19 protein-coding genes and 2 pseudogenes are annotated in these 26,216 nt (G+C 70.8%); 12 read left to right on the top strand and 9 right to left on the bottom strand.

The window, feature by feature from the left end:
• Window positions 1-395 precede the first annotated feature (395 nt).
• The 3 genes and pseudogenes from mdoH to dtd form a co-directional block, all read right to left on the bottom strand.
• Window positions 396-2,348, bottom strand: a complete 1,953-nt coding sequence (gene mdoH / locus ACFJIT_RS01625; protein ID WP_130516861.1) for a glucans biosynthesis glucosyltransferase MdoH — start codon at window positions 2,346-2,348, stop codon at window positions 396-398.
• Between the two features lie 411 nt (window positions 2,349-2,759).
• Window positions 2,760-4,626, bottom strand: a pseudogene (gene rpoD, locus ACFJIT_RS01620) (RNA polymerase sigma factor RpoD).
• A 157-nt stretch (window positions 4,627-4,783) separates the two neighbouring features.
• Window positions 4,784-5,221, bottom strand: coding sequence for a D-aminoacyl-tRNA deacylase (gene dtd, locus ACFJIT_RS01615; protein WP_130516857.1), 438 nt, complete (start codon window positions 5,219-5,221; stop codon window positions 4,784-4,786).
• A 103-nt stretch (window positions 5,222-5,324) separates the two neighbouring features.
• Here dtd and ACFJIT_RS01610 point away from each other — a divergent pair, with 103 nt between their 5' ends.
• The 4 genes from ACFJIT_RS01610 to ACFJIT_RS01595 all read left to right on the top strand — a co-directional run bounded on the left by ACFJIT_RS01610 (window position 5,325) and on the right by ACFJIT_RS01595 (window position 9,801).
• Window positions 5,325-6,245: a lauroyl acyltransferase gene (locus ACFJIT_RS01610; protein ID WP_379654817.1), complete on the top strand. Its 921-nt coding sequence runs from the start codon at window positions 5,325-5,327 to the stop codon at window positions 6,243-6,245.
• Between the two features lie 132 nt (window positions 6,246-6,377).
• A complete protein-coding gene (ribA, locus tag ACFJIT_RS01605; protein WP_379654816.1) occupies window positions 6,378-7,493 on the top strand; it encodes a GTP cyclohydrolase II RibA in 1,116 nt (371 codons plus the stop codon).
• A gap of 263 nt (window positions 7,494-7,756) precedes the next feature.
• Complete coding sequence (locus ACFJIT_RS01600) at window positions 7,757-8,290, top strand: PH domain-containing protein (RefSeq protein WP_379654815.1); 534 nt, start codon at window positions 7,757-7,759, stop codon at window positions 8,288-8,290.
• Between the two features lie 17 nt (window positions 8,291-8,307).
• The gene (locus tag ACFJIT_RS01595; protein WP_379655689.1) at window positions 8,308-9,801 is read left to right on the top strand and encodes a PH domain-containing protein; all 1,494 of its coding nucleotides are present in this window, start codon (window positions 8,308-8,310) and stop codon (window positions 9,799-9,801) included.
• A gap of 163 nt (window positions 9,802-9,964) precedes the next feature.
• Here ACFJIT_RS01595 and ACFJIT_RS01590 read toward each other — a convergent pair whose 3' ends face one another.
• Window positions 9,965-11,032 (bottom strand): CDP-glycerol glycerophosphotransferase family protein, encoded by a 1,068-nt coding sequence (locus tag ACFJIT_RS01590; RefSeq protein ID WP_379654814.1) that lies wholly within the window; start codon window positions 11,030-11,032, stop codon window positions 9,965-9,967.
• 9 nt (window positions 11,033-11,041) lie between these two features.
• Between ACFJIT_RS01590 and ACFJIT_RS01585 the strand changes: the two genes are divergently transcribed.
• Complete coding sequence (locus ACFJIT_RS01585; protein WP_379654813.1) at window positions 11,042-11,842, top strand: glycosyltransferase family 2 protein; 801 nt, start codon at window positions 11,042-11,044, stop codon at window positions 11,840-11,842.
• Between the two features lie 62 nt (window positions 11,843-11,904).
• Here the strand turns inward: ACFJIT_RS01585 and ACFJIT_RS01580 are convergent, their stop codons facing one another.
• From ACFJIT_RS01580 to def, 5 genes and pseudogenes are all read right to left on the bottom strand, one after another.
• Window positions 11,905-13,164 (bottom strand): O-antigen ligase family protein, encoded by a 1,260-nt coding sequence (locus tag ACFJIT_RS01580; RefSeq protein ID WP_379654812.1) that lies wholly within the window; start codon window positions 13,162-13,164, stop codon window positions 11,905-11,907.
• A 35-nt stretch (window positions 13,165-13,199) separates the two neighbouring features.
• Window positions 13,200-14,924 carry an ArnT family glycosyltransferase gene (locus tag ACFJIT_RS01575; RefSeq protein ID WP_379655688.1) on the bottom strand — a complete coding sequence of 575 codons (1,725 nt, stop codon included), beginning with the start codon at window positions 14,922-14,924 and terminating at the stop codon, window positions 13,200-13,202.
• A gap of 70 nt (window positions 14,925-14,994) precedes the next feature.
• The gene (rsmB, locus tag ACFJIT_RS01570) at window positions 14,995-16,293 is read right to left on the bottom strand and encodes a 16S rRNA (cytosine(967)-C(5))-methyltransferase RsmB (RefSeq protein ID WP_379654811.1); all 1,299 of its coding nucleotides are present in this window, start codon (window positions 16,291-16,293) and stop codon (window positions 14,995-14,997) included.
• Window positions 16,290-17,211 (bottom strand): annotated as a pseudogene (gene fmt, locus ACFJIT_RS01565) (methionyl-tRNA formyltransferase). The gene rsmB and the pseudogene fmt overlap by 4 nt, the downstream one beginning before the upstream one ends.
• Window positions 17,212-17,328: 117 nt before the next feature.
• The gene (def, locus tag ACFJIT_RS01560; protein WP_130535085.1) at window positions 17,329-17,841 is read right to left on the bottom strand and encodes a peptide deformylase; all 513 of its coding nucleotides are present in this window, start codon (window positions 17,839-17,841) and stop codon (window positions 17,329-17,331) included.
• A 412-nt stretch (window positions 17,842-18,253) separates the two neighbouring features.
• On the opposite strand from def, the gene ACFJIT_RS01555 reads away from it, so the two are divergent.
• The 7 genes from ACFJIT_RS01555 to ACFJIT_RS01525 all read left to right on the top strand — a co-directional run bounded on the left by ACFJIT_RS01555 (window position 18,254) and on the right by ACFJIT_RS01525 (window position 26,186).
• Window positions 18,254-19,411 carry a LysM peptidoglycan-binding domain-containing protein gene (locus ACFJIT_RS01555; protein ID WP_130516835.1) on the top strand — a complete coding sequence of 386 codons (1,158 nt, stop codon included), beginning with the start codon at window positions 18,254-18,256 and terminating at the stop codon, window positions 19,409-19,411.
• A gap of 74 nt (window positions 19,412-19,485) precedes the next feature.
• Window positions 19,486-20,604: a DNA-processing protein DprA gene (gene dprA, locus ACFJIT_RS01550; RefSeq protein WP_379654810.1), complete on the top strand. Its 1,119-nt coding sequence runs from the start codon at window positions 19,486-19,488 to the stop codon at window positions 20,602-20,604.
• A gap of 42 nt (window positions 20,605-20,646) precedes the next feature.
• Complete coding sequence (locus ACFJIT_RS01545) at window positions 20,647-21,120, top strand: DUF494 family protein (protein WP_130516831.1); 474 nt, start codon at window positions 20,647-20,649, stop codon at window positions 21,118-21,120.
• Window positions 21,121-21,175: 55 nt separating this feature from the next.
• Window positions 21,176-21,859, top strand: a complete 684-nt coding sequence (locus ACFJIT_RS01540) for a GYF domain-containing protein (RefSeq protein ID WP_379654809.1) — start codon at window positions 21,176-21,178, stop codon at window positions 21,857-21,859.
• Between the two features lie 84 nt (window positions 21,860-21,943).
• Window positions 21,944-22,906, top strand: a complete 963-nt coding sequence (locus ACFJIT_RS01535) for an RDD family protein (protein ID WP_379654808.1) — start codon at window positions 21,944-21,946, stop codon at window positions 22,904-22,906.
• 165 nt (window positions 22,907-23,071) lie between these two features.
• Window positions 23,072-25,615, top strand: a complete 2,544-nt coding sequence (locus ACFJIT_RS01530) for a DNA topoisomerase I (RefSeq protein ID WP_130528296.1) — start codon at window positions 23,072-23,074, stop codon at window positions 25,613-25,615.
• A gap of 4 nt (window positions 25,616-25,619) precedes the next feature.
• Complete coding sequence (locus tag ACFJIT_RS01525; protein ID WP_130524406.1) at window positions 25,620-26,186, top strand: Sua5/YciO/YrdC/YwlC family protein; 567 nt, start codon at window positions 25,620-25,622, stop codon at window positions 26,184-26,186.
• Window positions 26,187-26,216 lie beyond the last annotated feature (30 nt).

Below are 26,216 nucleotides of genomic sequence, written 5' to 3'. Positions count from 1 at the left end.
TCACGGGAAGGCAAGCCACTGTCCGGTGGATCGTTCGTCGGCATGCACTGCCTCGGGATCCGCCACTGCTTGGGGACCCGCATCTACTGGCCCATTAGATACAACCGCCGTGTTCGGATGGCGTCGCCGCTTCGTCAAGAACAGGTGGAGGCTCTTGCATTAAAGGCAGCGCAGCTCCGCGCCGGAACGCATCGTTGGCGGCCCGCCGGGCTGTTGTTCAAAGACGCGGCAATCACCGCCGACGGTGGGCGCGACGCTCGCCTGCCTCACCTTGCGCTGCACGCACTCCTGCGCGCGGCTGCCGGCGATGGGCGAGCGACGAGGTGGCCCTGCCGTGTCTCAGACGCGATCGGAGTTCTGCCAGCCAGCCGCTGGCCCGATCGCTGCGGAAACGATCAGTTCGCTTCCGCAGCGGCCTCGGCTTCGGCCTCGATGCGCTGGCGCAGGCGGCCGGCGCGGACCAGAATGGCGGGCGGCCGCGTTTCTTCGGGGATGCTGAGCAGCTTGAGCCGGCGCAGCGCCTGCCCCGGTCCACGCGCCGAGGTCAGTGCCACGATCGGGATCGACAGCACCAGGCCGGCGATCACCGGCGACATCCACAGCGCCAGCGAAGGCGAGACGAAGTACGCCGCCGCGCCCATCAGCACGCCGAACACCGACAGCCCGCCGTAGCGGCGCACCAGCAGGCCCCACGGCATCGAGCCGTCGTCGCGGCGCTGCGCGTCCCAGCCCGAGTCCTTGCCGGCCAGCACCTCGGCCACGCCGCGCGACTGCACGTACATCACGATCGGCGCCATCAGCGCGGCCAGCACGCTCTCGATCACGATGCTCACGATCATGCGGAACCAACCGCCGCAGCCGCGCCGCACCTTGCGGTCGGCCAGCACCGCCAGGTATCCCATCACCTTGGGCGCGAACAGCGCGAACATCGTCGCCTCGAACACGTACAGGATCCGGTCCGGGTCGAGCGAGCGCCAGTAGCTCACCGGCGAAAAATGCGCCAGGTCCGACAGGCTCAGCAGCGTGCCGGCCTGCTCCAGCGGGATGGCGATGCCGATCAGCATCATCATCGCCCACATCGGCGCGGTCAGGTAATGGCCGATGCCGATCATGAAGTGGGTGCGGCTGATCCAGTGCAGCCCGCGCGTGGGCAGGATGCCCACGTGCTGCAGGTTGCCCTGGCACCAGCGCCGGTCGCGCACCAGCAGGTCGGTCAGCGAGGGCGGGCCCTCCTCGAAGCTGCCGCCCAGCGCCGGCGTCATGTGGCAGGCCCAGCCGCCGCGACGGATCAGCGCCGCCTCGACGAAGTCGTGGCTGAGCACGTGGCCCTTGAACGGGCGCACGCCGCCGAGCTTGGGCAGGCCGGCATGGTCGGCGAAGGCCTGGGTACGGATGACCGCGTTGTGGCCCCAGTAGTTGCTCTCGGTGCCGTGCCACCAGGCCACCCCGTGCGCGATCACCGGGCCGTAGACGCGCCCGGCGAACTGCTGCATGCGCGCGAACAGCGTGCTGCCGTTGACGATCAGCGGCAGCGACTGGATCAGCCCCACGTCCGGGTGGGTCTCCATGCCCCAGGCCAGGCGCACGATGGTGTCGCCGGTCATCAGGCTGTCGGCGTCCAGGATCAGCATCTGCGGATAAGCCGCGCCGAAGCGCCGCACCCACTCGGCGATGTTGCCGGCCTTGCGCTCGGCGTTGTCGGCGCGGTGGCGGTAGTAGAGGTTGGGCGCGCCGCCCAGGCGCTCGCGCAGGCGATGGAACTCCTCCACCTCGTCCATGCGGATCGGCCCGCGTGTGGTGTCGGAGAGGATGAAGAAATCGAAGCGGTCGATATGCCCGGTCTCGCGCACCGACTCGTAGATCGCCTGCAGGCCGGCCATCAGCCGCTGCGGCTCCTCGTTGTAGGTGGGCATCAGCAGCGCGGTGCGCACGGTCGGCGTGGGCAGCGGATCTTCCGGCCGCAGCCCCAGACGGCGGCGGCGGCGCGTGACGATCAGCAGGAAGCCGGCCAGCGCGCTGCAGAAGGACAGCGACACCCAGGCGAACAGCAGCGCGAACAGGGTCAGGAACAGCCCCTCGAGCAGGTTGATGCCATCGGTCGCCATCACCCGGAACATCTGGTACAGGCCGGCCAGGGTGATCGCCAGGGTCCCGCCGAAGATGTAGAGGCGGCGCAGCGCCATGTTCGGCGGCGCCGAGGGCATGGGCGGGCTGCGCAGCTTGCCGGTGCGCAGCGACTGCTGCGGCATCTCCAGAGGCGCCGGCGGCGGCAGCAGTTCGTAGGCGAAGGCCTGCTCGTCGATGACGTGCTCGGGATAGGGCACGCGGATGGGTTCGGCGATCTTCATTCGGTACGACGCGCGGGGCCTGGCTGCGGGAGGGGAATCACGCGCGCGATCGCCACGCTGGCGTGCAGGCGCAGCGGAAGGAACACGACAGGGTCGGACGCGGGGACATGCGCAGAAGAATACAGGCGCTGGCGCGCTTGGCGAATCCGATCCACCGGCGAAAGCGACTCAGGCCGCGGCGCGGACGGGGGGCGTTGCGGGAAGACCGCGATGGAGACACCGCAGTCGGCGGCGTTGGCACGCACGCAGACTCCTTGTTGGGGGGACAAGAATGCCGATGCTAGACGATGGAACGTTAGGGTTTTGGCGGACGGCTCGCGCGCCGCCGCCGCAGAACGCGACAGGCCCGCAGATGGCGGGCCTGTCGTGGATCGCGTCGCAGGGCCTGGACGGTCCCGCGCCTGGCCTGGATCAGTCGATGTCCAGGAAGCTGCGCAGCGTCTCCGAACGCGAGGGATGACGCAGCTTGCGCAGCGCCTTGGCCTCGATCTGCCGGATGCGCTCGCGGGTGACGTCGAACTGCTTGCCGACCTCTTCCAGGGTGTGGTCGGTGTTCATGTCGATGCCGAAGCGCATGCGCAGCACCTTGGCCTCGCGCGGGGTCAGCCCGGCCAGCACGTCGCGCACCGTTTCCATCAGGTTGATGTTGGTGGTGTTCTCGATCGGGGACTCCACGTTGGTGTCCTCGATGAAGTCGCCCAGGTGCGAGTCCTCGTCGTCGCCGATCGGGGTCTCCATGGAGATCGGCTCCTTGGCGATCTTCATGACCTTGCGGATCTTGTCCTCGGGCATGTCCATCTCCTTGGCCAGCTCCTCCGGCGTGGCCTCGCGGCCGTACTGCTGGAGCATCTGGCGCGAGATGCGGTTGAGCTTGTTGATCGTCTCGATCATGTGCACCGGGATGCGGATGGTGCGCGCCTGGTCGGCGATCGAGCGGGTGATCGCCTGGCGGATCCACCAGGTAGCGTAGGTCGAGAACTTGTAGCCGCGGCGGTATTCGAACTTGTCCACCGCCTTCATCAGGCCGATGTTGCCCTCCTGAATCAGGTCCAGGAACTGCAGGCCGCGGTTGGTGTACTTCTTGGCGATGGAGATCACCAGGCGCAGGTTGGCCTCGACCATTTCCTTCTTGGCCTTGCGCGCCTTGGCCTCGCCGTAGGCCATCTGCCGGCTGATGTCCTTCAGGTCGGCCAGGGTCAGGTACATCGCCTGCTCCACCTCGATGGTGGCCTGCTGCTGGGCGATGATCTGGTCCTTGACCTCACGCAGGCCCGAGGACCACTTCTGCTTGCGCTTGAGCGCCTCGTCGACCCACTCCAGGTTGGTCTGGTTGCCTTCCCAGGAGCGGATGAAGTCCTTGCGCGGCATCTTGGCGGTGACCGTGGACAGGTGCAGCACGCGGCGCTCCTGGTCCTTGATCTGCTGCAGGACGTCGCGCACGTGCTTGACCAGGTTGTCGGTCAGGGCCAGCGGCAGCTTCAGGGTGACGAACACCTCGGCCATCTCGGCGCGCAGCTTGGCGCCGGTCTTGCTGTCGGCGCCGCTCTTGGCATAGCCCTTCTTGAACTTGGCCATGGCGGCGGCCATCACTTCCATGCGGCGCGCCACTTCCTCCGGGTCCGGACCGGTCGGGCCGGCTTCCTCTTCGGCGCCGCCCTCTTCGTCCTCATCCTCGTCGTCGGTGTCGGCATCGGCATCGGCATCGCTGACGTCGGCCGCCTCGACCGCGGGGGCCTCCGGCTCTTCGACGATGTCGTTGAAGCCCACGACCACCTCGGCCAGGCGCTTCTTGCCGGCCTTGTGCAGCTCGTAGTCCTCCAGGACCATGTCCACGATCGACGGCAGCAGGCCCAGCGAGGCCTGCACCTGGCCCAGGCCTTCCTCGATGCGCTTGGCGATGGCGATCTCGCCCTCGCGGGTCAGCAGCTCGACCGTGCCCATCTCGCGCATGTACATGCGCACCGGGGTCGGTGGTGCGGCCACCCTCGGTGTCCAGCGAGGTCAGCGCGGCGGCGGCTTCCTCGGCGGCGGTCTCGTCGACCTCGCGGTTGCCGCTGGCCTCGCCGGCCAGCAGCAGGGTCTCGGCATCCGGCGCCACTTCATGGACCTGGATGCCCATGCCGTTGATCATGCCGATGATGTCTTCGATCTGCTCCGGATCGACCATGTCGTCAGGCAGGTGATCGTTGACCTCGGCATAGGTCAGGTAGCCTTGTTCAAGGCCCTTGCTGATCAGCAGCTTGATGTCGGATGCCTGGGCAGGACGTTCGTTGGCCATGAGTGCTTGCGCCGCCTAAAAGAAAGGTCTGGAGAACCACGTATTATACCGCGCCTGGCTGCAAATAGTTCACCAGCCAGGTCACCGCGCCGCCGCGCGCCCCTATCCCGGGGCCGCGAGATTTGACGCTTTCGCGTCTTGAAACATTTGCAGCAGCTCAGGGCCGCAGCAGGAAAGTCACCGGGCCGTCGTTGACCAGGTCCACCACCATATGGGCGCCGAAACGCCCGGTTTCCACCCCCCCGTGCCGCGCCCGGCAGACCTCCACCAGCCGGTTGAAGCCGCGTTCAGCCTCTTCCGGCGGGGCGGCGGTGGTGAAGCTGGGCCGCATGCCCGAGGCCGTATCGGCCGCCAGGGTGAACTGGCTGACCAGCAGCAGGCCGCCGCCGGTGTCGGTCAGCGAGCGGTTCATCCGCCCGGCGTCGTCGGCGAAGACCCGGTAGCCCAGCAGGCGCTGGGCCATGCGCTGGATCTGCGCCTCGCCGTCGCCCGGCTCCAGCCCGACCAGGGCCAGCAGCCCGGGGCCGATCGCGCCGACGGTCTGGCCGTCCACCGTCACGCTGGCGCGGGTCACGCGCTGGATCAGCGACAACATCGGCTTGGGACTCCTTGGGGCACCGGTCTCGGCCGCCCAAGGTGCGGACGGGGGCCGGGCTTTGCAATCCCCGCCCGGTTGACACCGCCGATAGACTGGGACGATGAAGCCGCACCTGCTGGCCGCTGGCACCTACCGCGCCGCCGCCGCCCTCACCTCCCTGCCCTGGCCGCTGCTGCGCCGCCTCGCCGATGCCCTGGCCTCGACCTGGGGCCGACTGGACGCGCGCGAGAGCCGGGTGGCCCGCCGCAACCTGGAGCTGGCCTATCCCGAGCTGCTGCCCAGCCAGCGCGCCGATCTGCACCGGCGCATCCTGCGCGGCACCGCGCGCCAGGCGCTGGAGACGCTGCGCTTCTGGACCCGGCCGCACGCGCGGAACCTGGACGAGCACCTGCGCCAGCGCCACGGCCAGGACCTGTACGACGCGGCGCTCAAGTCCGGCCGCGGGGTGATCGTGGCCGCGCCGCATTTCGGCAACTGGGAGCTGCTGAACCAGTGGCTTGCCTCGCGCGGGGACATCGCCATCGTCTACAAGCCGCCGGCCTCGGCCGCCGGCGACGCCTTCCTGCAGCGCGTGCGCGGGGCGGAGAACATCCGCCAGGTGCGTGCCGAGGGCCCGGCCGTGCGCCAGCTGTTCAAGGTCCTCAAGGAAGGCGGCGCGGTCGGCATCCTGCCCGACCAGCAGCCCAAGGCCGGCGACGGCGTGTTCGTGCCGTTCTTCGGCGTGCCGGCGCTGACCATGACCCTGGTCAACCGACTGGCCGAGCGCACCGGCGCGATCGTGCTGCTGGGCTGGTGCGAGCGCGTGGGCAGCGGGCTGGACTTCGCCCTGCACGTCGAGCCGACCCCGCCGGGCATCGGCGACGCGGACCCGGTGGCGGGCACGGCGCTGCTCAACGCGCAGATCGAGCGCGTGGCCCGGCGCGACCCGGCCCAGTACCAGTGGACCTACAAGCGCTACACGCTGCGCCCGCCGGGCAGCGGGCAGAGCGACCCGTACTGGACCGCCAGGCACCCGCACTGACGGCCCGGACCCGCATCGTTCCGCTGGCGTGGCCGCCGCCGCGCGGCGGATCGGCGAAAATGCCTGTCCGGGCCGCCTTCGCCCCATCGCACGCCGCCCCCGTTCCTCGCCCCGCCGCTGATTCCGACCGCCATGACCGCTTCCCACCTCCACCTCGCCCTGTTCGGCCATCCCGCCGCCGTGGCGTGCGAGCGGGCGGCCGCCGAGCTGCGCGCGGGCCGGCCGCTGCGCGTGGTCGATGCGCAGGGCGGGCAGACCGCCGTGCTGGCGGTGGACACCGCGTCCCCGGACAGCTTCCACGGCTTCCTGGAGGTCAGCGGCGGGCGGGCAACGCTGTCGATCGGGCCGATCCGCGCCGGCGTGCTCGGCCTGGACGCGCCGCAAGGGGCGCGCCTGGCGCTGGACGGGCGCTTCGATCAGCTCGCCGACCTGAGCTATCTGCCGGCCCAGCCGCACGGCGAGGCCTGGCAACCTGCCAACGCGCGCGATGCCGCCGGGCTGCAGCTCGCGCGCCTGGGGCTGCTGCTGCCGGCGCTGGTGGTGCACGACCTGGACACGCAGGACGGTCCGTTCGACGCCTGTCTGGCCATCAACCTGGACCAGGTCGAGGCCGGCCAGGCCGACGCCGGGCAGGACTGGGAGGAAGTCGCCAGCACCCGCGTGCCGCTGCGCGGGCTGGGCGATGCCCGCTTCGTGGTGTTCCGCGGCGGGGTGGCCCAGCGCGACCAAGTGGCGATCATCGTCGGCACCCCGGACTTCAGCCGACCGGTGCCGGTGCGGGTGCATTCCTCGTGCCTGACCGGCGACCTGTTCGGCTCGCTCAAGTGCGACTGCGGCGACCAGCTGCGCAACGGCCTGGCCAAGCTGGCCGAGCTGGGCGGCGGCGTGCTGCTGTACCTGGACCAGGAAGGCCGCGGCACCGGCATCGCCGCCAAGATGCGCGCCTACGGCTATCAGCATCTGGGCCTGGACACCATCGATGCCGACGCGCTGCTGGGCTTCGGCCCGGACGAGCGTCGCTACGGCACCGCGGCGGCCATGCTGCGCGGCCTGGGCGTGCATCAGGTGCGGCTGCTGAGCAACAACCCGTCCAAGGTCGAGCGCCTGCGGGGGGTCGGCGTGGAAGTGGTCGAACGCCTGCCGGTCACCGGCCGCATCACCACCGACAACGAGCAGTACCTGCGCACCAAGGCCGCGCGCGCCGGGCACGCGCTGGACGTGGACGCGCTGCTGTCTTCGCTGTCCTGATTGCTGGCGGCTTTCAGGATCGTCATCCTCGCGAAAAGCGGGGATCCAGTGCTTTGGGAAGTTGTGCGTAAAGTCCATGGGTTCCCGCTTTCGCGGGAACGACGGTGGGGAGTGCGCGGGTCGCGCAAGCGGCGAAGACGCCGGGGCCGAGGGCGCGACACCGGTTCGAGGTGTCCTGAGACGGCCTCGCGCTCACCTCCGGGGCCACCGCACGCTCTAGACTCGGCGGCGCTTAGCTCCCGCCCTTCCCGTCCAGGCTCCGCGTGTCGTCCTCGCCTCCGCTTCCCGAAACTGTTCCGCCACCCGCACCCGCCACCGCGCTGCCCGATGGCTGGCAGGCGCTGCCGCCGCGCGGCGCCGGGCTGGCCGCGCTCGGCGCCTTCATCGGCACGCTGGTGGCCGGCGCCTTCGCCCTGGGCGTGGCCTGGCTGTCCGCGCCGGGCCTGACGCCCTGGTTGGACGAGGGCGCGATCGCGGTCGCGGTGATCGCGCTGGGCGCGGCGGTGATCGCCTATCGCCGCCATCGCTTCATCCGCTGGCGGCTGGACGCGCAGGGCTTCGCGCTGATGCAGGGCCGGCTGTGGCGCAGCGAGACCCATGTGCCGATTTCGCGCGTACAGCACCTGGATGTGCGCCGCGGCCCGCTGGATCGCGCCGCGCGGCTGGCCACGCTGGTGGTGCACACCGCCGGCACGCGGCTGAACGCGGTCTCGGTGTCCGGGCTGGACCAGCGCGATGCCGAACGCCTGCGCGAGCGCCTGGCGCACCAGCTCGACCGCGACGACGACGCGCTGTGAGCGCGCCGCCTGACGCCATGCAGCGCGGTCCGCGCGACCAGCGCCTGCATCCGTGGTCGTGGCTGTTCGTGCTGCTCCAGCAGCTCAAGCAGTTCCTGCTGCCGCTGCTCGTGCTGGTGGTGTTCGGGGGCGGGCGCGATGGCGACTCGGACCGCTACAACCATGTCGCCACGCTGGTGGTGATGGCGATCCTGGTCGGCACCTCGCTGCTGCGCTATCTGACCTACCGCTACCGCATCGGCGCCGATGGCCTGAGCATCCGCAGCGGCCTGCTCAACCGCAGCCGGCGCGAGATTCCCTTCGCCCGCATCCACAACGTGGCGGTGCATCAGAGCCTGCTGCACCGGCTGTTCGGCGTGGCCGAGCTGCGCCTGGAGTCGGCCGGCGGCAGCAAGCCGGAAGCGCAGATGCGCGTGCTGCGGCTGGACCAGGCGCTGGCGCTGGAGTCGCTGGTGCGCCATCGCGGCCAGGCCGGCGCCGAGGCCGTGCCCGAGGCGCAGGACGGCAACACCCTGCTGACCCTGGGCGCGGGCGAGATCGTGCGCCTGGGCCTGATCTCCAACCGCGGCATGATCGCGATGGCGGCCACGGCCGGCGCGCTGTACCAGCTGTTCCCGCAGCGCGTGGTCGCCGATGCGATCGAACGCTACGGCCGGCAGGCGTTCGGCTTCGCCAGCCATCTGCACCTGGGCTGGCTGACCTGGCTGCTGACCGCGACCAGCGTGCTGCTGCTGGCGCTGGCGCTGCTGCGGGCGCTATCGATCGCGCTGGCGGCGCTGCAGTACCACGGCTTCCGCCTGAGCGAAGCGCAGCAGCGCCTGACCGTCGAACGCGGCCTGCTGGCGCGCGTGCGCTCCAGCGCTGCGCGGCGCCGGATCCAGTCCTGGACGCTGCGCGAGGGTGTGCTGCATCGCTGCTTCGGGCGGCGCAGCCTGGACATCGACACCGCCGTGGTCGGCAGCTCGAACGAACAGGATCGCGCGATCCGCGAACTGGTGCCGCTGGCCACGCCGGAGCGCTGCGACGCCCTGCTGCAGCACCTGCTGCCCGACGCGCAGTGGCCACCGGTGCAGTGGCATGCGATGCCGGTCGGGCAATGGTGGCGGCTGTGCCTGTGGCCGGCGTTCTGGCTGATCGTCCTGGCCGCGGCGCTGTGGCCGCTACTGGATGTGCTGGCGCTGGTGGTGCTGGCGTGGTGGCCGTGGTCGGCGTTCAAGGCGCGCCGGCAGATGCAGCGCATGGCCTGGAGCGTGGACACCCGCCTGGTGGCCGTGCGCGGCGGCTGGTGGACGCGCTGGTGGCGCTTCGCCGAGGTCGACAAGCTGCAGGCGCTGCGCCTGAGCCGCTCGCCGCTGGACCGCCGCTGCGGCACGGCCACGCTGCTGCTCGATTCGGCCGGCGCCGCCCACCAGGGACCGCGCCTGGAGCTGCGCCTGATGCCGCTGCACCAGGCCCGCGCCCTGCACGATCAACTCACCGCCACCCTGGCACGGCGCCGGCTGCGCTGGTAAGGAAGCCATCGCTTGGCAGGGTGGGAGCAACTGTCTCCTCAAATCTCGTAGCAGCCTGCCTGTAGAGCGGAGCTTGTGGCAATCCCCTTTTGGGGACTCCGCTGCTCTTCGTTCGGCTCGCGGAGGAAGGCCCCAGCGGAGCAAGCTCCGCTCTACAGGTGGGTCAGGGCCGGGCGCCTGGGCCCCAGTAGCCCAGGTCCTTGCGGATCTGCAGGGCGCGCAGGCGTGCGGCGAAGGGCTTGGGCCTGAGCACGCCCAGCTCGCCGGCGATGAAGTCCTCGGTCGCGGCGATCACCCGCTCGGCGCTGAAGCCATCGCGATCGGGATGGATCGAATCGGCATAGCGCACGATCGCCTCCATCAGCGCCGGCGACGGCTGCAGCGCGCGCTCCAGCTGCGCCGGCAGCTGCGCCGGATCGTCGAAATCCAGCATGTGCGGCTTGGGCGCGCGATTGCGCAGGGTCACCACCGGTTTGTGCTGGACGACGAACTCCGAGACGATCGAGGAGGTGTCCGACACCAGCACATCGGCCGCGCGCTGGGCCGCCATCACCTGCTCGGGCTCGACGAAGGCGGCGTTGGTCCCGGCCAGCGCGCGGTAGCGATCGAACAGCGCCGGCGGACACTTGGGATGCAGGGTCAGCAGCCAGTAGCGCTGCCCGCGCGCGATGTCGGCGGCGATCTGTTCGATCAGCACCGGCGCGGCGCTCAGGCGTTCGGTGAAGGTCGAGCCGAACAGGATCACCGGCCGCTCGCCCGCCGGCGCGCGCAGCGCGGCGCTGGCGCCGCCATCGTCGCGGAACAGCGGATCGAGCTTGGGCCAGCCGGTCTGGGCCACGGCGAAGTGGCCTTCGCGCTCGGCCAGCGCGCGGAACGGCGCGGTGGTGGCCGGCCCCTGCGTGCAATACAGGTCGAACAGCCCACGCACGCGGAAGTGCCCGCGCCCCTCGGCCCGCTTCTCCACGTTGAAACCATGGAACAGCTGCACCTTGGCGCCGGCCACGAACGGCGGCACCCAGTTGGCCGCGCTGAACACCGCGCGCGGGCGCAGCGCCACGGCGGCCTTCAGATCGACCGGGCGCACGTACGCCGCCACCTGCGTCTCCAGCCCGCGCGCGTTGCCCTCGAACCACGCGTGGACCTGTTGGCCGGACGCGTGCAGCGCCTGGGCCAGAGGCGCCAGAATAGGCAGGGCGTACCGTTCGGTCGCAAACAGCAGGAAGTCGGCCATGAGCGTGCTATGTCCTTGACGTCGCTACACGACCCGCGGCCGCGCATTTCGGCCTGCATTATCACGTTCAACGAAGCCGACCGCATCGGCGACTGCCTGGACTCGCTGGCCTTCTGCGACGAGTGCGTGGTGGTGGACTCGCATTCGACCGATGCCACGGTCGCCATCGCCCAGGCCCGCGGCGCGCGCGTGCTGCTGCGCGACTTCGAGGGCTATCGCAGCCAGAAGGACTTCGCGGTGCGCAGCGCCGCGCACGACTGGGTGCTGTGCCTGGATGCGGACGAGCGCGTGGACGCGAAGCTGCGCGCGGCGATCGAGGCCGCGCGCGAGGGCGGCTTCGCCGGCGCGACGGGCTATCGCTTCAACCGGCTGTCCGATTACTTCGGCCGCTTCCTGCGTCACGGCAACGCCTATCCGGACCGGGTGCTGCGGCTGTTCGACCGCCGGCGCGGCGGCTGGCGCGGTCAGCGCGAGATCCACGAAGCCGCCAGCGTCGAGGGCCCGGTCCGCACGCTGGCCGGCGACCTGATCCACTACCCGTACCGCTCGCTGGAGCAGCAGCTGGCCAAGACCCAGCGCTACGCGCAGATGATGGCCGAGCACGAGTTCGCCCGAGGCAAGCGCGCCTCGCTGGCCAAGCTGGTGGTGTCGCCGGCGTGGCGCTTCTGGCGCGGCTATGTGTTCCGGCTCGGCTTCCTGGACGGCTGGCGCGGCCTGGTCTACGCCTACGTGCGCGCCAACTACGTGCGGCAGAAGGCGATCATGCTGTGGCTGCTGCAGCACGGGCAGCCGGTGGGGAAGCAGAAGTGAGTGCAGAGCAGTGAGGAAGGGCAAACGCTCACTTCTCACTCCTCTCCACGCACGCCTCGCCCCTAGCCCTTCCGCGGATCCTCGCGCAGGCTGAATCCCAGCAGGATGCCGACCAGCGTCAGATAGGCGCCGCCGCTGAGCTGGTGGGCCCACATCGACTGGCTCAGCCCGCACAGCACGAAGGACACCACCGTCATCAGCCCGGCCAGCGCGGCGCTGCGCGAGCGGCGCGGGAACGGCCGCACCCGCAGCTGGCGCACGAACAGCCAGGCCGGCACGCCGTACAGCGCCAGCAGCGCGACGATGCCGGGAATGCCCATGGTCGCGCCCCATTCGGGGAAGTCGCTGTGCGCGTGGTCCAGGTCGCACCAGCTCAGCGGCTCGGGCGGCTGGCACTCGGGCGAGGCCAGCACCACGCGTTCGAAATGCCCCACGCCCACGCCGGTCCAGGGCTGGCGCTGCAGCTCGTCCACGGCCATGCCGATCAGCTCGATGCGCGCCCCGGAGGACGAATCCGCATCACCCACCGCATAGCGCTGGATGTCGCCGCGCAGTTCCTCCACCCGCTCGCTGACATGCGGCAGCAGCGCGGCCAGGGCCACGACCGCCAGCCCCGCCAGCGCCAGGAATTCCCAGCGTCGCGCCTTGCCGCCGTTGGCGCGCGAGATCAGCGCGATCACCAGCACCAGCACCGCCGCCGGCCAGGCCCCGCGCGTGCCGCTCAGCACCACCGTCACCAGGCCGGCGCAGGTGGCCGCGATGGTCAGCAGCAGCCGCCCGGACGGCCGCAGGAACACCACCAGCCCCATCAGCAGCACCGTCAGGTCGCCGAAGGTGATGGCGTTGATCCAGCCATCGGATCGGGCCACGTCCTGCCACAGCTGGACCAGCGCCACCGCGCAGGCGCCGAACAGGCCCAGCACCGCGCCGCTCCACAGCGCCGCGCGCGGCGGCGCCAGGCCGATCACCAGCAGCATGGCCAGCGGCATCACCAGCACGCGCCCGCGGTTGCCGGCCTCGCTCCAACGGTCGTGGTGGATCAGCGTCGAGGTGCTCACCACCAGGGCGACCAGCGCCACGGCCAGGAGCATCCACAGCAGCGGCCGGCCGGCATCCAGGCGCGCCGCCCAGATCCGGTCCGGCGCCAGCAGCACCGCCAGCAGCGTGCACACCGCCGCCGGCAACAGGCCGAGGGGCGTGGCGATCAGGCAGAACGGCAGCAGCACCAGGGCCAGCGTGTACAGCGCGCGCGCGGCCCGCAGCCGCGGCGAGGCGGGAAAGGGCTGGAACCGCAGCGATGTCCGCTCAGGCGCGTTCGGCATCGGGCCCATGTACGCCAGTCATCCACAACATCGCGTTACTCACCCTGGGCCTCGACCTGCGCCTTGCGCGCCGAATCGTCGAACGGAATCTCCGGCGAGGCCGGACAGCCCGTGCGCGCGGCCATCGGCACCAGCCACCAGCCGCGGCGACCGGCCTGCCCCGCGTGCCGGGCCACGCCGCGGTCGATGCAGGCCGGCAGGGCGATGTCCTGAACCAGCAGCCAGCGCCGCTGCGGCGCCTGCGCCTGCCAGGCCAGGCCCTCGCGCAGCTGGTCCTTCCACAGCCTGCGGAAGCCGAAGGTGGTGGTGTTGGACTGGCTCATGAGCAGGTTCTGCTCCTTCCAGGCCACCAGGCCCAGCTCGGCCTGCGGACCGATGGCCTGGGCCACCTCGCGCATCACTCCGCGCGCGGAGCTGGAATCGTTGAGCAGCGGGCACACCACCATCCCGTACAGCACCCAGGTCGCGCCCAGCGTCGAGCACATCGCCACCGCCGGCCGTCGCCAGAACGCCAGCAGGCTGCCCAGGCCCCAGGTGCCGATCGCCACCAGGACCCAGGCCAGGGCGTGGGTCGCGGCCTGGTCCAGGTCGCGGTCGCGATGCAGGCCGCGTTCGAAAGAGGGCTCGCCGGTCAGCATCGCGATGCCCATCCCCAGCGTGGCCAGCACCAGCACCGCGGTGAACGCATGCAGCACCACGCGCACGTCGCGCCGCCGTAGCAGGCCCGGCAGCAGCGGCGCCAGCGCCAGGCACAGCATCGGCAGCGCCGGCATGATGTAGACGTCGCGTTTGCCGTGCGGGATGGAGAAGAACACCATCACGATCAGCCACCACGCCAGCGGCACCAGATAGCGCGGATCGTGGCGCAGGCGCAGGCGCCGCGCCCACGGCGCGATCGCCCAGGGCAGCGCCAGGATGGTCGGCGCCCACATCAGCAGCACCTGCAGGAAGTACCACCACGGCTGCGGGTGGTCCCAGGAGCGCGCGTAGCGCTTGGCGGTCTGCCGCAGCAGGATGTCGTTGAGATAGGCGCGGTGCTCCGGATCGCCCGACAGCAGCACCGTGGCCACCATCGGCACCAGCCAGATCGACACCGCCACCAGGAAGGCCAGCGGTCCCAGCCAGAAGCGCCGGTCGCCGGCCCACACCTTGACCCCGGGCCAGCCGCGGGCCGAGACCACCGCCGCCGGCACGATGCTCAGCAACGCCAGGAAGCCCACTCCCTTGGTGATCGTGCCCAGGCCGGCGAAGAACCAGCCCAGCACCCACATCTTCCAGTCCGGCCCCTTGAGCAGATGCCGCAGCAGGCCGTAGTTGGCCAGCGTGATCATGCCCAGCACCAGCGCGTCGATCTGCGCGCGCTTGGCCTGATAGGTGAACTGGAAGGCGAACAGCAGCGCCCAGCCCGCGTACAGCCCGACCTTGCGCGTCCACAGCCGCTGGCCCAGGTCCTTGACGCACCAGATCGCGCCCAGCGTAGCCAGCAGCGAGGGCATCAGGAAGGCCACGCGCCAGTTGCCGGTGAGCAGGAAGAACAGCCCCTCCAGCCACATCAGCATCGGCGGCTTGTCCGAGTACAGCTCCACGCCGCGATGCGGGAACAGCCAGTCGCCGCTCTCCACCATGTGCTTGGCGACCAGCGTGAAGCGCGGCTCGTCGGCCGGCCACGGATCGCGCAGGCCGATGCCCGCACCGATGACCAGCAAGGCGGTGATGAACAGCAACCAGGTATCGAGCGAGCGGGTCTTGGCGTAAGTCATGGGACGCATGGCGCGGGATGATAGCGAGGCGATGTCGGAACGCCGTGGTGAGGCGACGCGCGCCGTCGGCTCAGGCGGCGGCCTTGCGCAGACGGGCATAGAAGAAGCCATCCATGCCGTCCTCGCCGGTCAGGCGCTGGCGCCCGCCGCCGCTGGGGTGGCCCAAGGCTTCACCCGGATCGTCCAACTGCGCGGCGTCGTGACGCGCGAGGAAGGCCTCGATCTGCTCGGCGTTCTCCGCGGCCAGCAGCGAGCAGGTCGCATACACCAGCGTGCCGCCCGGCGCGAGCACCGCCCAGGCCGCGTCCAGCAGGCGCGCCTGCAGCGCGGTCAGCGCGGCGAGGTCCTCGGGCCGGCGATGCAGCAGCACGTCGGGTTGGCGGCGCACGATGCCGGTGGCCGAGCACGGCGCGTCCAGCAGCACGGCATCGAACGGCACCCCGTCCCACCAGCCGCTCGGATCGCTGGCGTCGGCCGCCTTGAGCGTGGCCGTCGCGCCGACCCGCTGCAGGGTCTGTTCGACCCGGCGCAGGCGGCGCGCATCCACATCGAGCGCCGTCAGCCGCAGGCCCGGCTGGCGTTCGAGCAGATGCGCGGCCTTGCCGCCGGGCGCGGCGCAGGCGTCCAGCACCCGCGCCTGGTCGGCCAGGGCGAACAGATCGGCGACCTGCTGGGCCGAGCCGTCCTGGACCGACACCACGCCCGAGTCGAAGCCCGGCAGGCCGCCGACGGCGGTCGATTCGGCCAGCCGCAGGCCGTCGGACAAGGCGGCGACGGTCTCGGCCTGGATCCCGGCCTCGGCCAGCTGCGTGCGATAGGCGTCGCGGTCGCTCACGCGCCGGTTGACCCGCAGCCACAGCGGCGCGGCCTGCGCGCTGGCGGCGAAGAGCACATCGGCCTGCGCCGGCCAATCGGTGCGGATGCGCTGCTGCAGCCATTGCGGCCAGGCCGCCGACGCATCGGCGGCCGGCACGCCTTCGCGCTGGGCGCGGCGCAGCAGCGCGTTGACCATGCCGGCCTGGTGCGGCCGGCCCAGCGTGCGCGCCGCCTCGACCGTGGCCGACAGCGCCGCGTGCGCCGGCAGCTGCAGCGCGTCGAGCTGGGCCAGGCCGGCCAGCAGCAGCGCGCGCAGTTCGTTGTCCTTGGCCTGCAGCGGGCGGGGCATCCAGCCGCTCAGCGCCGCGTTGTAGGCCGTGCGCCGGCGCAGCGCGGCGAAGCAGATCGCCTCGAGCAGCGCGCGATCGCGCGGATCGGCCAGCTGCGGCAGCGCGGTGGCCAGCTCGGCCTTGAGCGAGCGGCCGCGATGCAGCACCGCGTCCAGCACGCGGGCGGCCGTGACCCGCACCACCACGCCGGCCTGACTGCTCATGCGCCGGACAGATCGCGGCGCGCGTTGAGGTAGTCGGCGGCGGTGATCGCCTTGCCGCCCTCGCGCTGGACCACGCGCAGGCGCAGCGCACCCTGACCACAAGCGATGTCCAGCCCCTGGCGGGTGGCGGCCAGCAGCGTGCCGGGCGCGGCGTTATGGGCCAGGTCGATGGCGATGGCGCCGTGGATGCGCAGGCGTTCGCCGGCCACCTGGCCTTCCGCGATCGGCCAGGGCACGAAGGCGCGCACCTTGCGCGCCAGCACCTGCGCCGGCTGGGTCCAGTCCAGCCGCGCCTCGGCCTTGTCCAGCTTGTGCGCGTAGGTGACCCCTTCCGCGGGCTGCGGCCGCGGCACCGGACGCATATCGGCGCGCAGCAGGCCCAGGCCGTCGGCCAGCACCTGCCCGCCCAGCTCGGCCAGGCGGTCGTGCAGCTGGCCGCCGGTGTCGGTCTCGGAGATCGGCGTGGACAGCGACAGCAGCACCGGCCCGGTGTCCAGGCCGGCCTCCATCTGCATCAGGCACACGCCGCTCTCGGTGTCGCCGGCCTCGATGGCGCGCTGGATCGGCGCGGCGCCGCGCCAGCGCGGCAGCAGCGAGGCGTGCACGTTCCAGCAGCCGTAGCGCGGGATCTCCAGCACGGCCTTAGGCAGGATCAGGCCGTAGGCGACCACCACCATCACATCCGGCGCCATCAGCCGCAGCGCGGCCTGGGTCTCGGGGTTGCGCAGCGTCTCGGGCTGCAGCACCGGGATGCCGCGCTTGATCGCCTCGAGCTTGACCGGCGAGGCGGTCAGCCCGCGCCCGCGCCCGGCGGGGACGGTCGGGCTGGGTGTAGACGGCGACCACTTCGTTGTGGCGCACGGCCGCGCGCAGCGACGGCACGGCGAAATCCGGCGTGCCGGCAAAGACGATTTTCATGCGGAGGGGCGCAACTTTGGGTTCGGAGCGAAAAACGGGGGACGCCTGCGTGGCTGATGCGTCGGCAGGGCCGACCGGCCGGGTCTCAGGTCCGAAGACCCGCGCCCCGGCCTCACCTCATGCCGCATTCCGTCGCGCCTTGGCCAGCTTCTTCTTGACCATCTCGCGCTTGAGCGGGGACAGGTAATCGACGAACAGCTTGCCGTCCAGGTGGTCCATCTCGTGCTGGATGCACACCGCCAGCAGGCCGTCCACGCGCAGCTGCTGCGCCGCGCCGGTGCGGTCGAGGAACTTCACCGTGATCGCATCGGCGCGGGTCACGTCGGCGAAGATCCCGGGCACCGACAGGCAGCCCTCCTGGTAGACCTGCTCGCCGGCCTTGTCCAGGATCTCCGGGTTGATGAACACCTGCGGGGCGTTCTTCTCCTCGCTCACGTCGATGACCATGAAGCGCTGGTGCACGTCCACCTGACTGGCGGCCAGGCCGATGCCCGGCGCCTCGTACATGGTCTCGAACATGTCGTCGAGCAGGGTCTGGAACGCCGGTTCGGCGATCTGCTCCGCGCGTACGGGCACCGCCTTGGTGCGCAGGCGCGGATCGGGGAATTCGAGGATGGGCAACTGGGCCATGGCGAGCACCTGGTGGGGAGGCCGGGATGCGGTCCGGCGACGGACCGCACATTGTAGGGCTTGTCCTCCGGCACCGGATAGGCCGCGTCGGGCCCGCAGGGCAGTCGAGCGCAGCGCATGACGCGGGACGGACCGTTGCGCATTTCACAGCGCGCCTCTCGAACGTGGCCGTCCTGCCGACTCAACCCGAAGGGCCACCCCTGGACAGGCCTGTGACGACGTCATTGCTCGGTCGTGGACCCAAGTCCACTTCCTCGCGCTTCCTTGTCCCGGGCGCGCCCGAGGGCGGCGCGCCCCACCCGCCGCCAGAGGACAAGCCCCCGCGCAGCGGACCCCCACCATCGCTTGCGTCGGCGGGCTTTTTCTGGACTATAGTGGCGACCACCTGTAGGGGAATCAGGTACATACCGCCATGTTCAAACAATGCCGCACAGCTGTGGCTGTCGCGTTCCTGACCCTTGCCGCCTTCGCCACGGCCCAAGAATTCGCCGGCAACCACCCCGACACCTACGTGGTGCGCAAGGGCGACACGCTGTGGGATATCTCGGCGCGCTTCCTCAAGAAGCCCTGGCTCTGGCCGGAGATCTGGCAGGCCAACCCGCAGATCGCCAACCCGCACCTGATCTATCCGGGCGATGTGATCAGCCTGGCCTATCTGGACCGCGTGGCCCAGGCCCAGGTCAAGCCCGGGCCGCGCCAGGACGCGCCGATCACCGGCGTGCCGCTGTCGGACATCGAGCCCTTCCTGCGCCACCTGCGCGTGGTCGACAGCATCGACGATCTGCCCTACATCGCCGGTCTGCAGGACGACCGCCTGCGCGCCTTCGGCGGCCAGGACGTCTACGCCGTCGACCTGGAAGCCCCGCAGGTCGGCCAGCGCTACGCCGTGGTGCGGCCGACCAAGTACTACGACGAGCCCAAGCCCAGCACCGACCTGGACTACCGCGGCGAGCGCACGCTCGGCGAGGGCAACCTGTGGAAGGAGTTCCAGGCCCCCAACGACAACGACGACTTCCTCGGCTACGAGCTGGAGCAGATGGCCATCGGCACCGTCACCGCGGTCGATCCCGAGGGCAACGCCACCACGCTGCATCTGGAAGGCAATGGTCGCGAGGTCCGCGCCGGCGATCGCCTGATCCCGGTCGAGGCCCAGCCCTTCGACCTGCAGTTCTTCCCGCATCCGCCGCGCACCCCGCTGGTGGACGGCAAGGTGCGCATCATGTCGATCTCCGACACGCTGTCCTACGGCGGCGCGCACGACGTGGTCGCCCTGTCCGGCGGCAGCCGCGAAGGCCTGGACAACGGCACGGTGCTGTCGGTGTGGCGTCCGGGCAGCTACAAGCTCGACCCGTTCAAGGGCTCGACCTCGCGCATCGCCGAGACCAAGAAGCCCGGCCAGGGCCGCAACAAGCTGCCCGACCAGTACACCGCGCACGTGATGATCTTCAAGACCTATGAGAAGGTCAGCTACGGCCTGATCATGGAAGGCTCGGCGCCCTCGCGCGTGGGCTACTTCCTGCGCGACCCGGACGCCGGCATGCCGAACACGGCCACCGCCAGCGTCGACTGATCCGACTTTTCCTACGCAGCATCACGACGGCGCCCGAGGGCGCCGTCGTCGTTTCCTGGGCCACGCTGGCGGCCATGGACGATGAAGACACCCGCGCCTGGCTGGCCCTGGTGCTGGCCGGCGGCGCCACCGCGCCACGCCGGCAGCTGGTCGAGACCCATGGCAGCGCCGCCGCCGCGCTGGCCGCCGGGCCTGCGGCCTGGAGCCAGGCCGGGCTGGAGGCCAAGCGCTGCGCGCGCCTGGCCGCCCCCTGCGCCGCGGCCCTGGCGCGCTGCCTGGCCTGGCTGGCCGGGCCGCGGCGGTGCCTGCTGCACTGGGGGCATGCCGACTACCCGCCGCTGCTGGCGCAGACGGCCTCGCCGCCGCTGGCACTGTTCGTCGAGGGCGATGCGGACCTGCTCTGGCACCCCGGCGTGGCGGTGGTCGGCAGCCGCGCGCCCACCGCCGGAGGCCGCGACAACGCCGCCGACTTCGCCCGTGCGCTGGCCTCGGCCGGCTGGGCGGTGCTCAGCGGCATGGCCGCCGGCATCGACGCCGCCGCGCACGAGGCCGCGCTGGCGCTGGCCGATGGGCGCACGGTGGCGGTGGTCGGCACCGGGCCGGACCTGGCCTATCCGGCTGGCCACGCCCGCCTGCGCGCGCGCCTGGCCGAGCGCGGCGCGGTGGTCAGCGAGTTCCCGCCCGGCACGCGGGCACGGGCGCCGCACTTCCCCAGCCGCAACCGGGTCCTGGCCGGGCTGGCGCTGGGCACCGTGGTGATCGAGGCGGCCGAGCGTTCAGGCGCGCTGATCACCGCCCGCCTGGCGGCCGAGGCCGGACGCGAGGTCTTCGCCCTGCCCGGCTCGATCCACAACCCGATGGCGCGCGGCTGCCATCGCCTGATCCGCGACGGGGCGACCCTGATCGAGCACCCCCGGGAAATCCTCGAAGGCCTGGCCCAGGCCGCCGGCGACCTGGCCAGGGGCCTTGCGGCACCCGCCGGCCGCCCCCATCCAGGGGACGATCCCGCCAGGACGCACCCAGACCCCGACTACCAGCGCTTGTGGGAAGCGCTTGGCCACGACCCAACCGGTATGGATCAACTCGTCGCGCGGACCCGATTGACGACCGCTGAAGTGTCCTCCATGCTGCTGGTCATGGAACTGGATGGGCAGGTGGCGGTCGAACATGGCCGTTACGCACGCAGATCGTAGTTTTCCCACCTCCACAGTGCTTTTGAGCACAGGCCGAGGGCAATGAAAGAGAGCATCCTGGACGTCCTGCTATACCTGTTCGAACATTACTTCACCGAAGACGCCGATCCGGTCCGCGACCGCGACTCCCTCCAGAACGGCCTGATCCAGGCCGGTTTCAGCCCCACCGAAATCAATAAAGCCTTCGACTGGCTCGATGCGCTGGCCGAGCAGCGGCCCAGCGCCGGCGAGCCGCGCGTGGACGGCCCGATCCGCATCTTCCACGGCCTCGAGCTGGAGAAGCTGGACGTGGAAGGCCGCGGCTTCCTGATGTTCCTCGAGCAGCACGGCATCCTGGACGCCGACCAGCGCGAGCTGGTGCTGGACCGCGCCATGGCGCTGGACCAGGACGAACTGGATCTGGACGACCTCAAGTGGGTCGTGCTGATGGTGCTGTTCAACCAGCCGGGGTCGGAAGCGGCCTACGCCTGGATGGAGACCCAGATGTTCGCCGACGAGCCGGAGCCGGTGCACTGACCGATCAACCGGCCTGCGCCCAGGCGCAGGCCGCGCAGGGACGCGGGGAGAATCGATGAGTCAGTGGTATTACCGGCACGAGGCCCGGACCGAGGGTCCGGTGCCGACCGAGGACATCCTGCGTCTGCTGCGCGACGGGACGCTCGGCCAGCAATCGCTGCTATGGCGCGAAGGTCTGGCCCAATGGCAGCCGCTGTCGACCCTGCGGCCCGAGTTGGGCCTGGGTCCTGCGCTTCCGCCCGCCCCTCCGCCGCTGGCGGCCGCGTCCTCAGCCCAGCGCACGCCCGCCCGGCGCGGCCTGTCCGGCTGCGCGATCGCCGCGATCGTCGCGCTGGCCTGCCTTGCGCCGATCGCCGTCCTGGCCGCCATCGCGTTCCCCGCTTATCAGGACTACCTCACCCGATCGGTGATCGCCCAGGCCCTGAGCGAGGCGGCACCGGTACAGGCGCAGGTCCAGCAGGCCATCGCCCAGGCGCCGTCGGGGTCCTGTCCGGCCAATGGCCAGCCGCCTTTCCGCGCACCTGGCGGTTACGCAGGGCGCGCGGTCTCGGCGATCACGATCGGCAAGTTCCCCGCCAGCGGCGCCTGCGGGCTGGAGATCGTCCTGCGCAGGCCCGGACAGGCGCGCCTGGACGGCAAACGGATCTGGCTGGAAGCCGATGGCGCGGGCGGCTGGCGCTGCCGCTCGGAACTGCCGGGCCGCCAGCTGCCGGCCCAGTGCCGCGCCGGCGGGCGCTAGCGCCCCTCCCGGGCAGGGCCTGGGTTCGCCCACCCGCCTGGGTTAACGTGGCGCCCGGGGAATTGGAAGCAACACGGGGATCGCATGTCGAACTGGTACTACGCAGACCGTGACCGCCAGCGTCACGGCCCGATGGACGCGGCCGCGCTGGCCCAGGCCTTCAACGCCGGCCGCATCGGCCAGGACGCCCTGGTCTGGCGCGAAGGGCTGCCCGACTGGCAGCCGCTGGGCCGGCACGCGGCCGAGCTGGGCCTGCTGGGCGACGCGCCGGTCGCGCCGCCGCCGGCGGATCCAGCCCCGTTCGCCACCGAATCGGTCGCGCCCGCCGCCGCCGACTGGCGCTCGGCCGTACCAGGCGCCACGGTCGAACCGGCCTCGCCCTACGCCGCCCCGCGCGCCACCATCGCCCGCGAGCAGAACGTGGTCGACGGCGGCGAGATCGTCTACGCCGGCTTCCTCAAACGCTTTGCCGCCTCGATGCTGGACGGCCTGATCGTCGGCGCGGTGATGTTCGCGGTGCTGATGATCGTGGTGGTGGCCATGGGCGTCGGAGGCAACCTGTTCTCCGACATGCAGGCCGGGCGCGCGCCGATGCTGGGCGTGACCTTCGTCCTGCTGTTCTACCTGGTGCCCTTCCTCGTGCAGGCGGCCTATTTCACCCTGATGCACGCCTCCGGCAGCCAGGCCACGCTGGGCAAGCTGGCGGTGGGCATCAAGGTGGTGCGCTCCAACGGCGAGCGCATTTCGGTGCTGCGCAGCTTCGGCCGGTTCGCCGGGCTGGTGCTGCTGGGCGCGGTGACCTGCAACCTGACCCTGCTGGCCTCGGCCATCATGAGCGGCATCACCGCGCGCAAGCAGGGCCTGCACGACATGATGAGCGACACCCTGGTGGTGGACCGCTGGGCCTTCACCGCCCACCCCGAACGCCAGCGCCGCGAGCTGGGCGCGGTGACCATCACCATGCTGGTCCTGGCCGGTCTGGTGCTGCTCGGCTACGTGGCCATCGTGGTGTTCGCGGGCATCGGTGCGGCCATGAGCCACCGGTGAGCCGCGACCGGGCCGGCTTGACAGCCGGACCATGGCCGTGATTCCACTATAAAAAGCCACAAGCTGAACGCCCGGGGCCGAAAGGACCGGGCGTCGCCTTCTGTCCTCCCCCGATCTGCCCCACACTCGCCGCCCCGCACGGCCCGCATCGAACCTCCCCAGCCAATGCCCAAGCACCTGCTCATCGTCGAGTCGCCCGCCAAGGCCAAGACGATCAACAAATACCTCGGCAAGGACTTCACCGTCCTGGCCAGCTACGGGCACGTGCGCGACCTGGTGCCCAAGGAGGGCGCGGTCGATCCGGACAACGGCTTCGCCATGCGCTACGAGACGATCGAGAAGAACGAGAAGCACGTCGACGCGATCGCCAAGGCGGCCAAGACGGCCGACGACATCTATCTGGCGACCGACCCGGACCGCGAGGGCGAGGCGATCAGCTGGCACATCGCCGAGATCCTGAAGGAACGCAACCTGGTCCAGGGCAAGCCCATGCACCGGGTGGTATTCACCGAGATCACGCCGCGCGCGATCAAGGAGGCCATGACCAAGCCGCGCAGCATCGCCGCCGACCTGGTCGATGCGCAGCAGGCGCGCCGCGCGCTGGACTACCTGGTGGGCTTCAACCTCTCGCCGGTGCTGTGGCGCAAGGTGCAGCGCGGCCTGTCGGCCGGCCGCGTGCAGAGCCCGGCGCTGCGCATGATCGTCGAGCGCGAGGAGGAGATCGAAGCCTTCGTCGCCCGCGAGTACTGGTCCATCGCCGCCGAGTGCGCGCATCCCAGCCAGCATTTCAGCGCCAAGCTGGTGAAGCTGGACGGGCAGAAGTTCGAACAGTTCACCGTCACCGACGGCGACACGGCCGAGGCCGCGCGGCTGCGCATCCAGCAGGCCGCGCAGGGCTCGCTGCATGTCACCGACGTGGCGAGCAAGGAGCGCAAGCGTCGCCCCGCCCCGCCGTTCACCACCTCGACCCTGCAGCAGGAGGCCTCGCGCAAGCTGGGCTTCACCACGCGCAAGACCATGCAGGTGGCGCAGAAGCTGTACGAGGGCGTGGCCATCGGCGAGGAAGGCACGGTCGGCCTGATCTCCTACATGCGTACCGACTCGGTGAACCTCTCGCAGGACGCGCTGGACGAGATCCGCGACGTCATCGCCCGCGACTACGGCACCGCCTCGCTGCCGGACAAGCCCAACACCTACCAGACCAAGTCCAAGAACGCCCAGGAAGCGCACGAAGCCGTGCGCCCGACCTCGGCCCTGCGCACGCCCGCGCAGGTCTCCCGCTACCTGTCCGACGACGAGCGCCGCCTGTACGAGCTGATCTGGAAGCGCGCGGTGGCCTGCCAGATGATCCCGGCCACGCTCAACACGGTCAGCGTCGAGCTGGCCGCCGGCAGCCAGCACGCCTTCCGCGCCAGCGGCACCACCGTGGTGGTGCCCGGCTTTCTGGCCGTGTACGAGGAAGGCAAGGACACCAAGAGCGCCGAGGACGAGGACGAAGGCCGCAAGCTGCCGGCGATGAAGCCGGGCGACACAGTGCCGCTGGACCGCATCAACGCCGAGCAGCACTTCACCCAGCCGCCGCCGCGCTTCACCGAAGCGGCGCTGGTCAAGGCGCTGGAGGAATACGGCATCGGCCGTCCCTCCACCTATGCCTCGATCATCCAGACCCTGATCTTCCGCAAGTACGTGGAGATGGAAGGCCGCAGCTTCCGGCCTTCCGACGTCGGCCGCGCGGTCAGCAAGTTCCTGTCCGGGCACTTCACCCGCTACGTGGACTACGACTTCACCGCCAAGATGGAAGACGAGCTGGATGCGGTCAGCCGCGGCGAGGAGGACTGGGTGCCGCTGATGACGCGCTTCTGGGAGCCCTTCATCCAGCTGGTGGACGAGAAGAAGGAATCGGTCGACCGCGCCGAGGCCAGCGGCGCGCGCGAGCTGGGCACCGATCCCAAGACCGGCAAGCCGGTCAGCGTGCGGCTGGGCCGGTTCGGGCCGTACGCGGCCATCGGCAGCACCGCCGAGGACGCCGAGGAGAAGCCCAAGTTCGCCTCGCTGCGCCCGGGCCAGTCGATGCACACCATCACCCTGGACGAGGCGCTGGAGCTGTTCCTGATGCCGCGCGCGCTGGGCCAGGACAAGGGCGAGGACGTCAGCGTCGGCATCGGCCGCTTCGGCCCGTTCGCCCGGCGCGGCAACACCTATGCCTCGCTGAAGAAGGAAGACGACCCGTACACGATCGACCTGGCCCGCGCGGTGTTCCTGATCGAGGAGAAGGAAGAGATCGCGCGCAACCGGATCATCAAGGAGTTCGACGGCAGCGACATCCAGGTGCTCAACGGCCGCTTCGGCCCGTACATCTCCGACGGCAAGCTCAACGGCAAGATCCCCAAGGATCGCGAGCCGGCGTCGCTGACGCTGGACGAGGTGGTCAAGCTGCTGGAAGAGACCGGCAAGCCGGTGCGCAAGGGCTTCGGCGCGAAGAAGACCGCGGCCAAGGCGCCCGCCAAGAGCGCCAAGGCCGCGAAGGAACCTGCGGCGAAGAAAGCCGCCAAGAAGGCGCCTGCAAAGAAAGCCGCCAAAAAGGCGGTGAAAAAGGTCGCCGCCCAGCCCGAACCGGCCGTGTCGATGCTCTCGTCCAAGGCCATGCCGGTCTCGGGCAAGAAGACCGTGATCAAGAAGAAGCCGGCCGACGACGCGGCACCGTTCTGACGCCATGCCGGTCTCGACCCTGTCCCTGGACGCCGCCGTCGCGCTGCTGCGCGAGGGTGGTGTGCTGGCCTATCCCACCGAAGGCGTGTGGGGCCTGGGCTGCGACCCGCTGTCGCAGCCGGCCGTGATGCGCCTGCTGGCGATCAAGCAGCGCAGCGTCGACAAGGGCCTGATCCTGATCGCCGCCGAGCGCGACCAGCTCGCCCCGCTGCTGGACTGGGACGCGCTGCCGGCCGCGCGCCAGGCCGCGGTGCTCGACAGCTGGCCCGGCGCCAACACCTGGATCGTGCCGGCCTCGCCGCAGGCGCCGCGCTGGGTCACCGGCGTGCACAGCGGCATCGCCGTGCGCGTCACCGCCCATCCGCAGGTGATCGCGCTGTGCAACGCCTTCGGCGGGCCGCTGGTGTCCACCAGCGCCAACCTGGCCGGCGAGCCGTCGGTGCGCCGGTTCGAGGATCTCGACCTGCGCCTGCTGGCGCGCGTGGACGGCGTGCTGGAAGGCCGCACCGGCGGCCTGGATCGCCCCAGCGTGATCCGCGACGCGCGTACCGGCCAGGTGCTGCGGGACTGAACCGTCACCCCGGCGAGGCTTCCCGCCCCG

Source organism: Pseudoxanthomonas sp. UC19_8 (genome assembly GCF_042700505.1).
Classification (GTDB): domain Bacteria; phylum Pseudomonadota; class Gammaproteobacteria; order Xanthomonadales; family Xanthomonadaceae; genus Pseudoxanthomonas_A; species Pseudoxanthomonas_A winnipegensis.
This window is presented reverse-complemented; position numbering and strand designations above follow the sequence as displayed.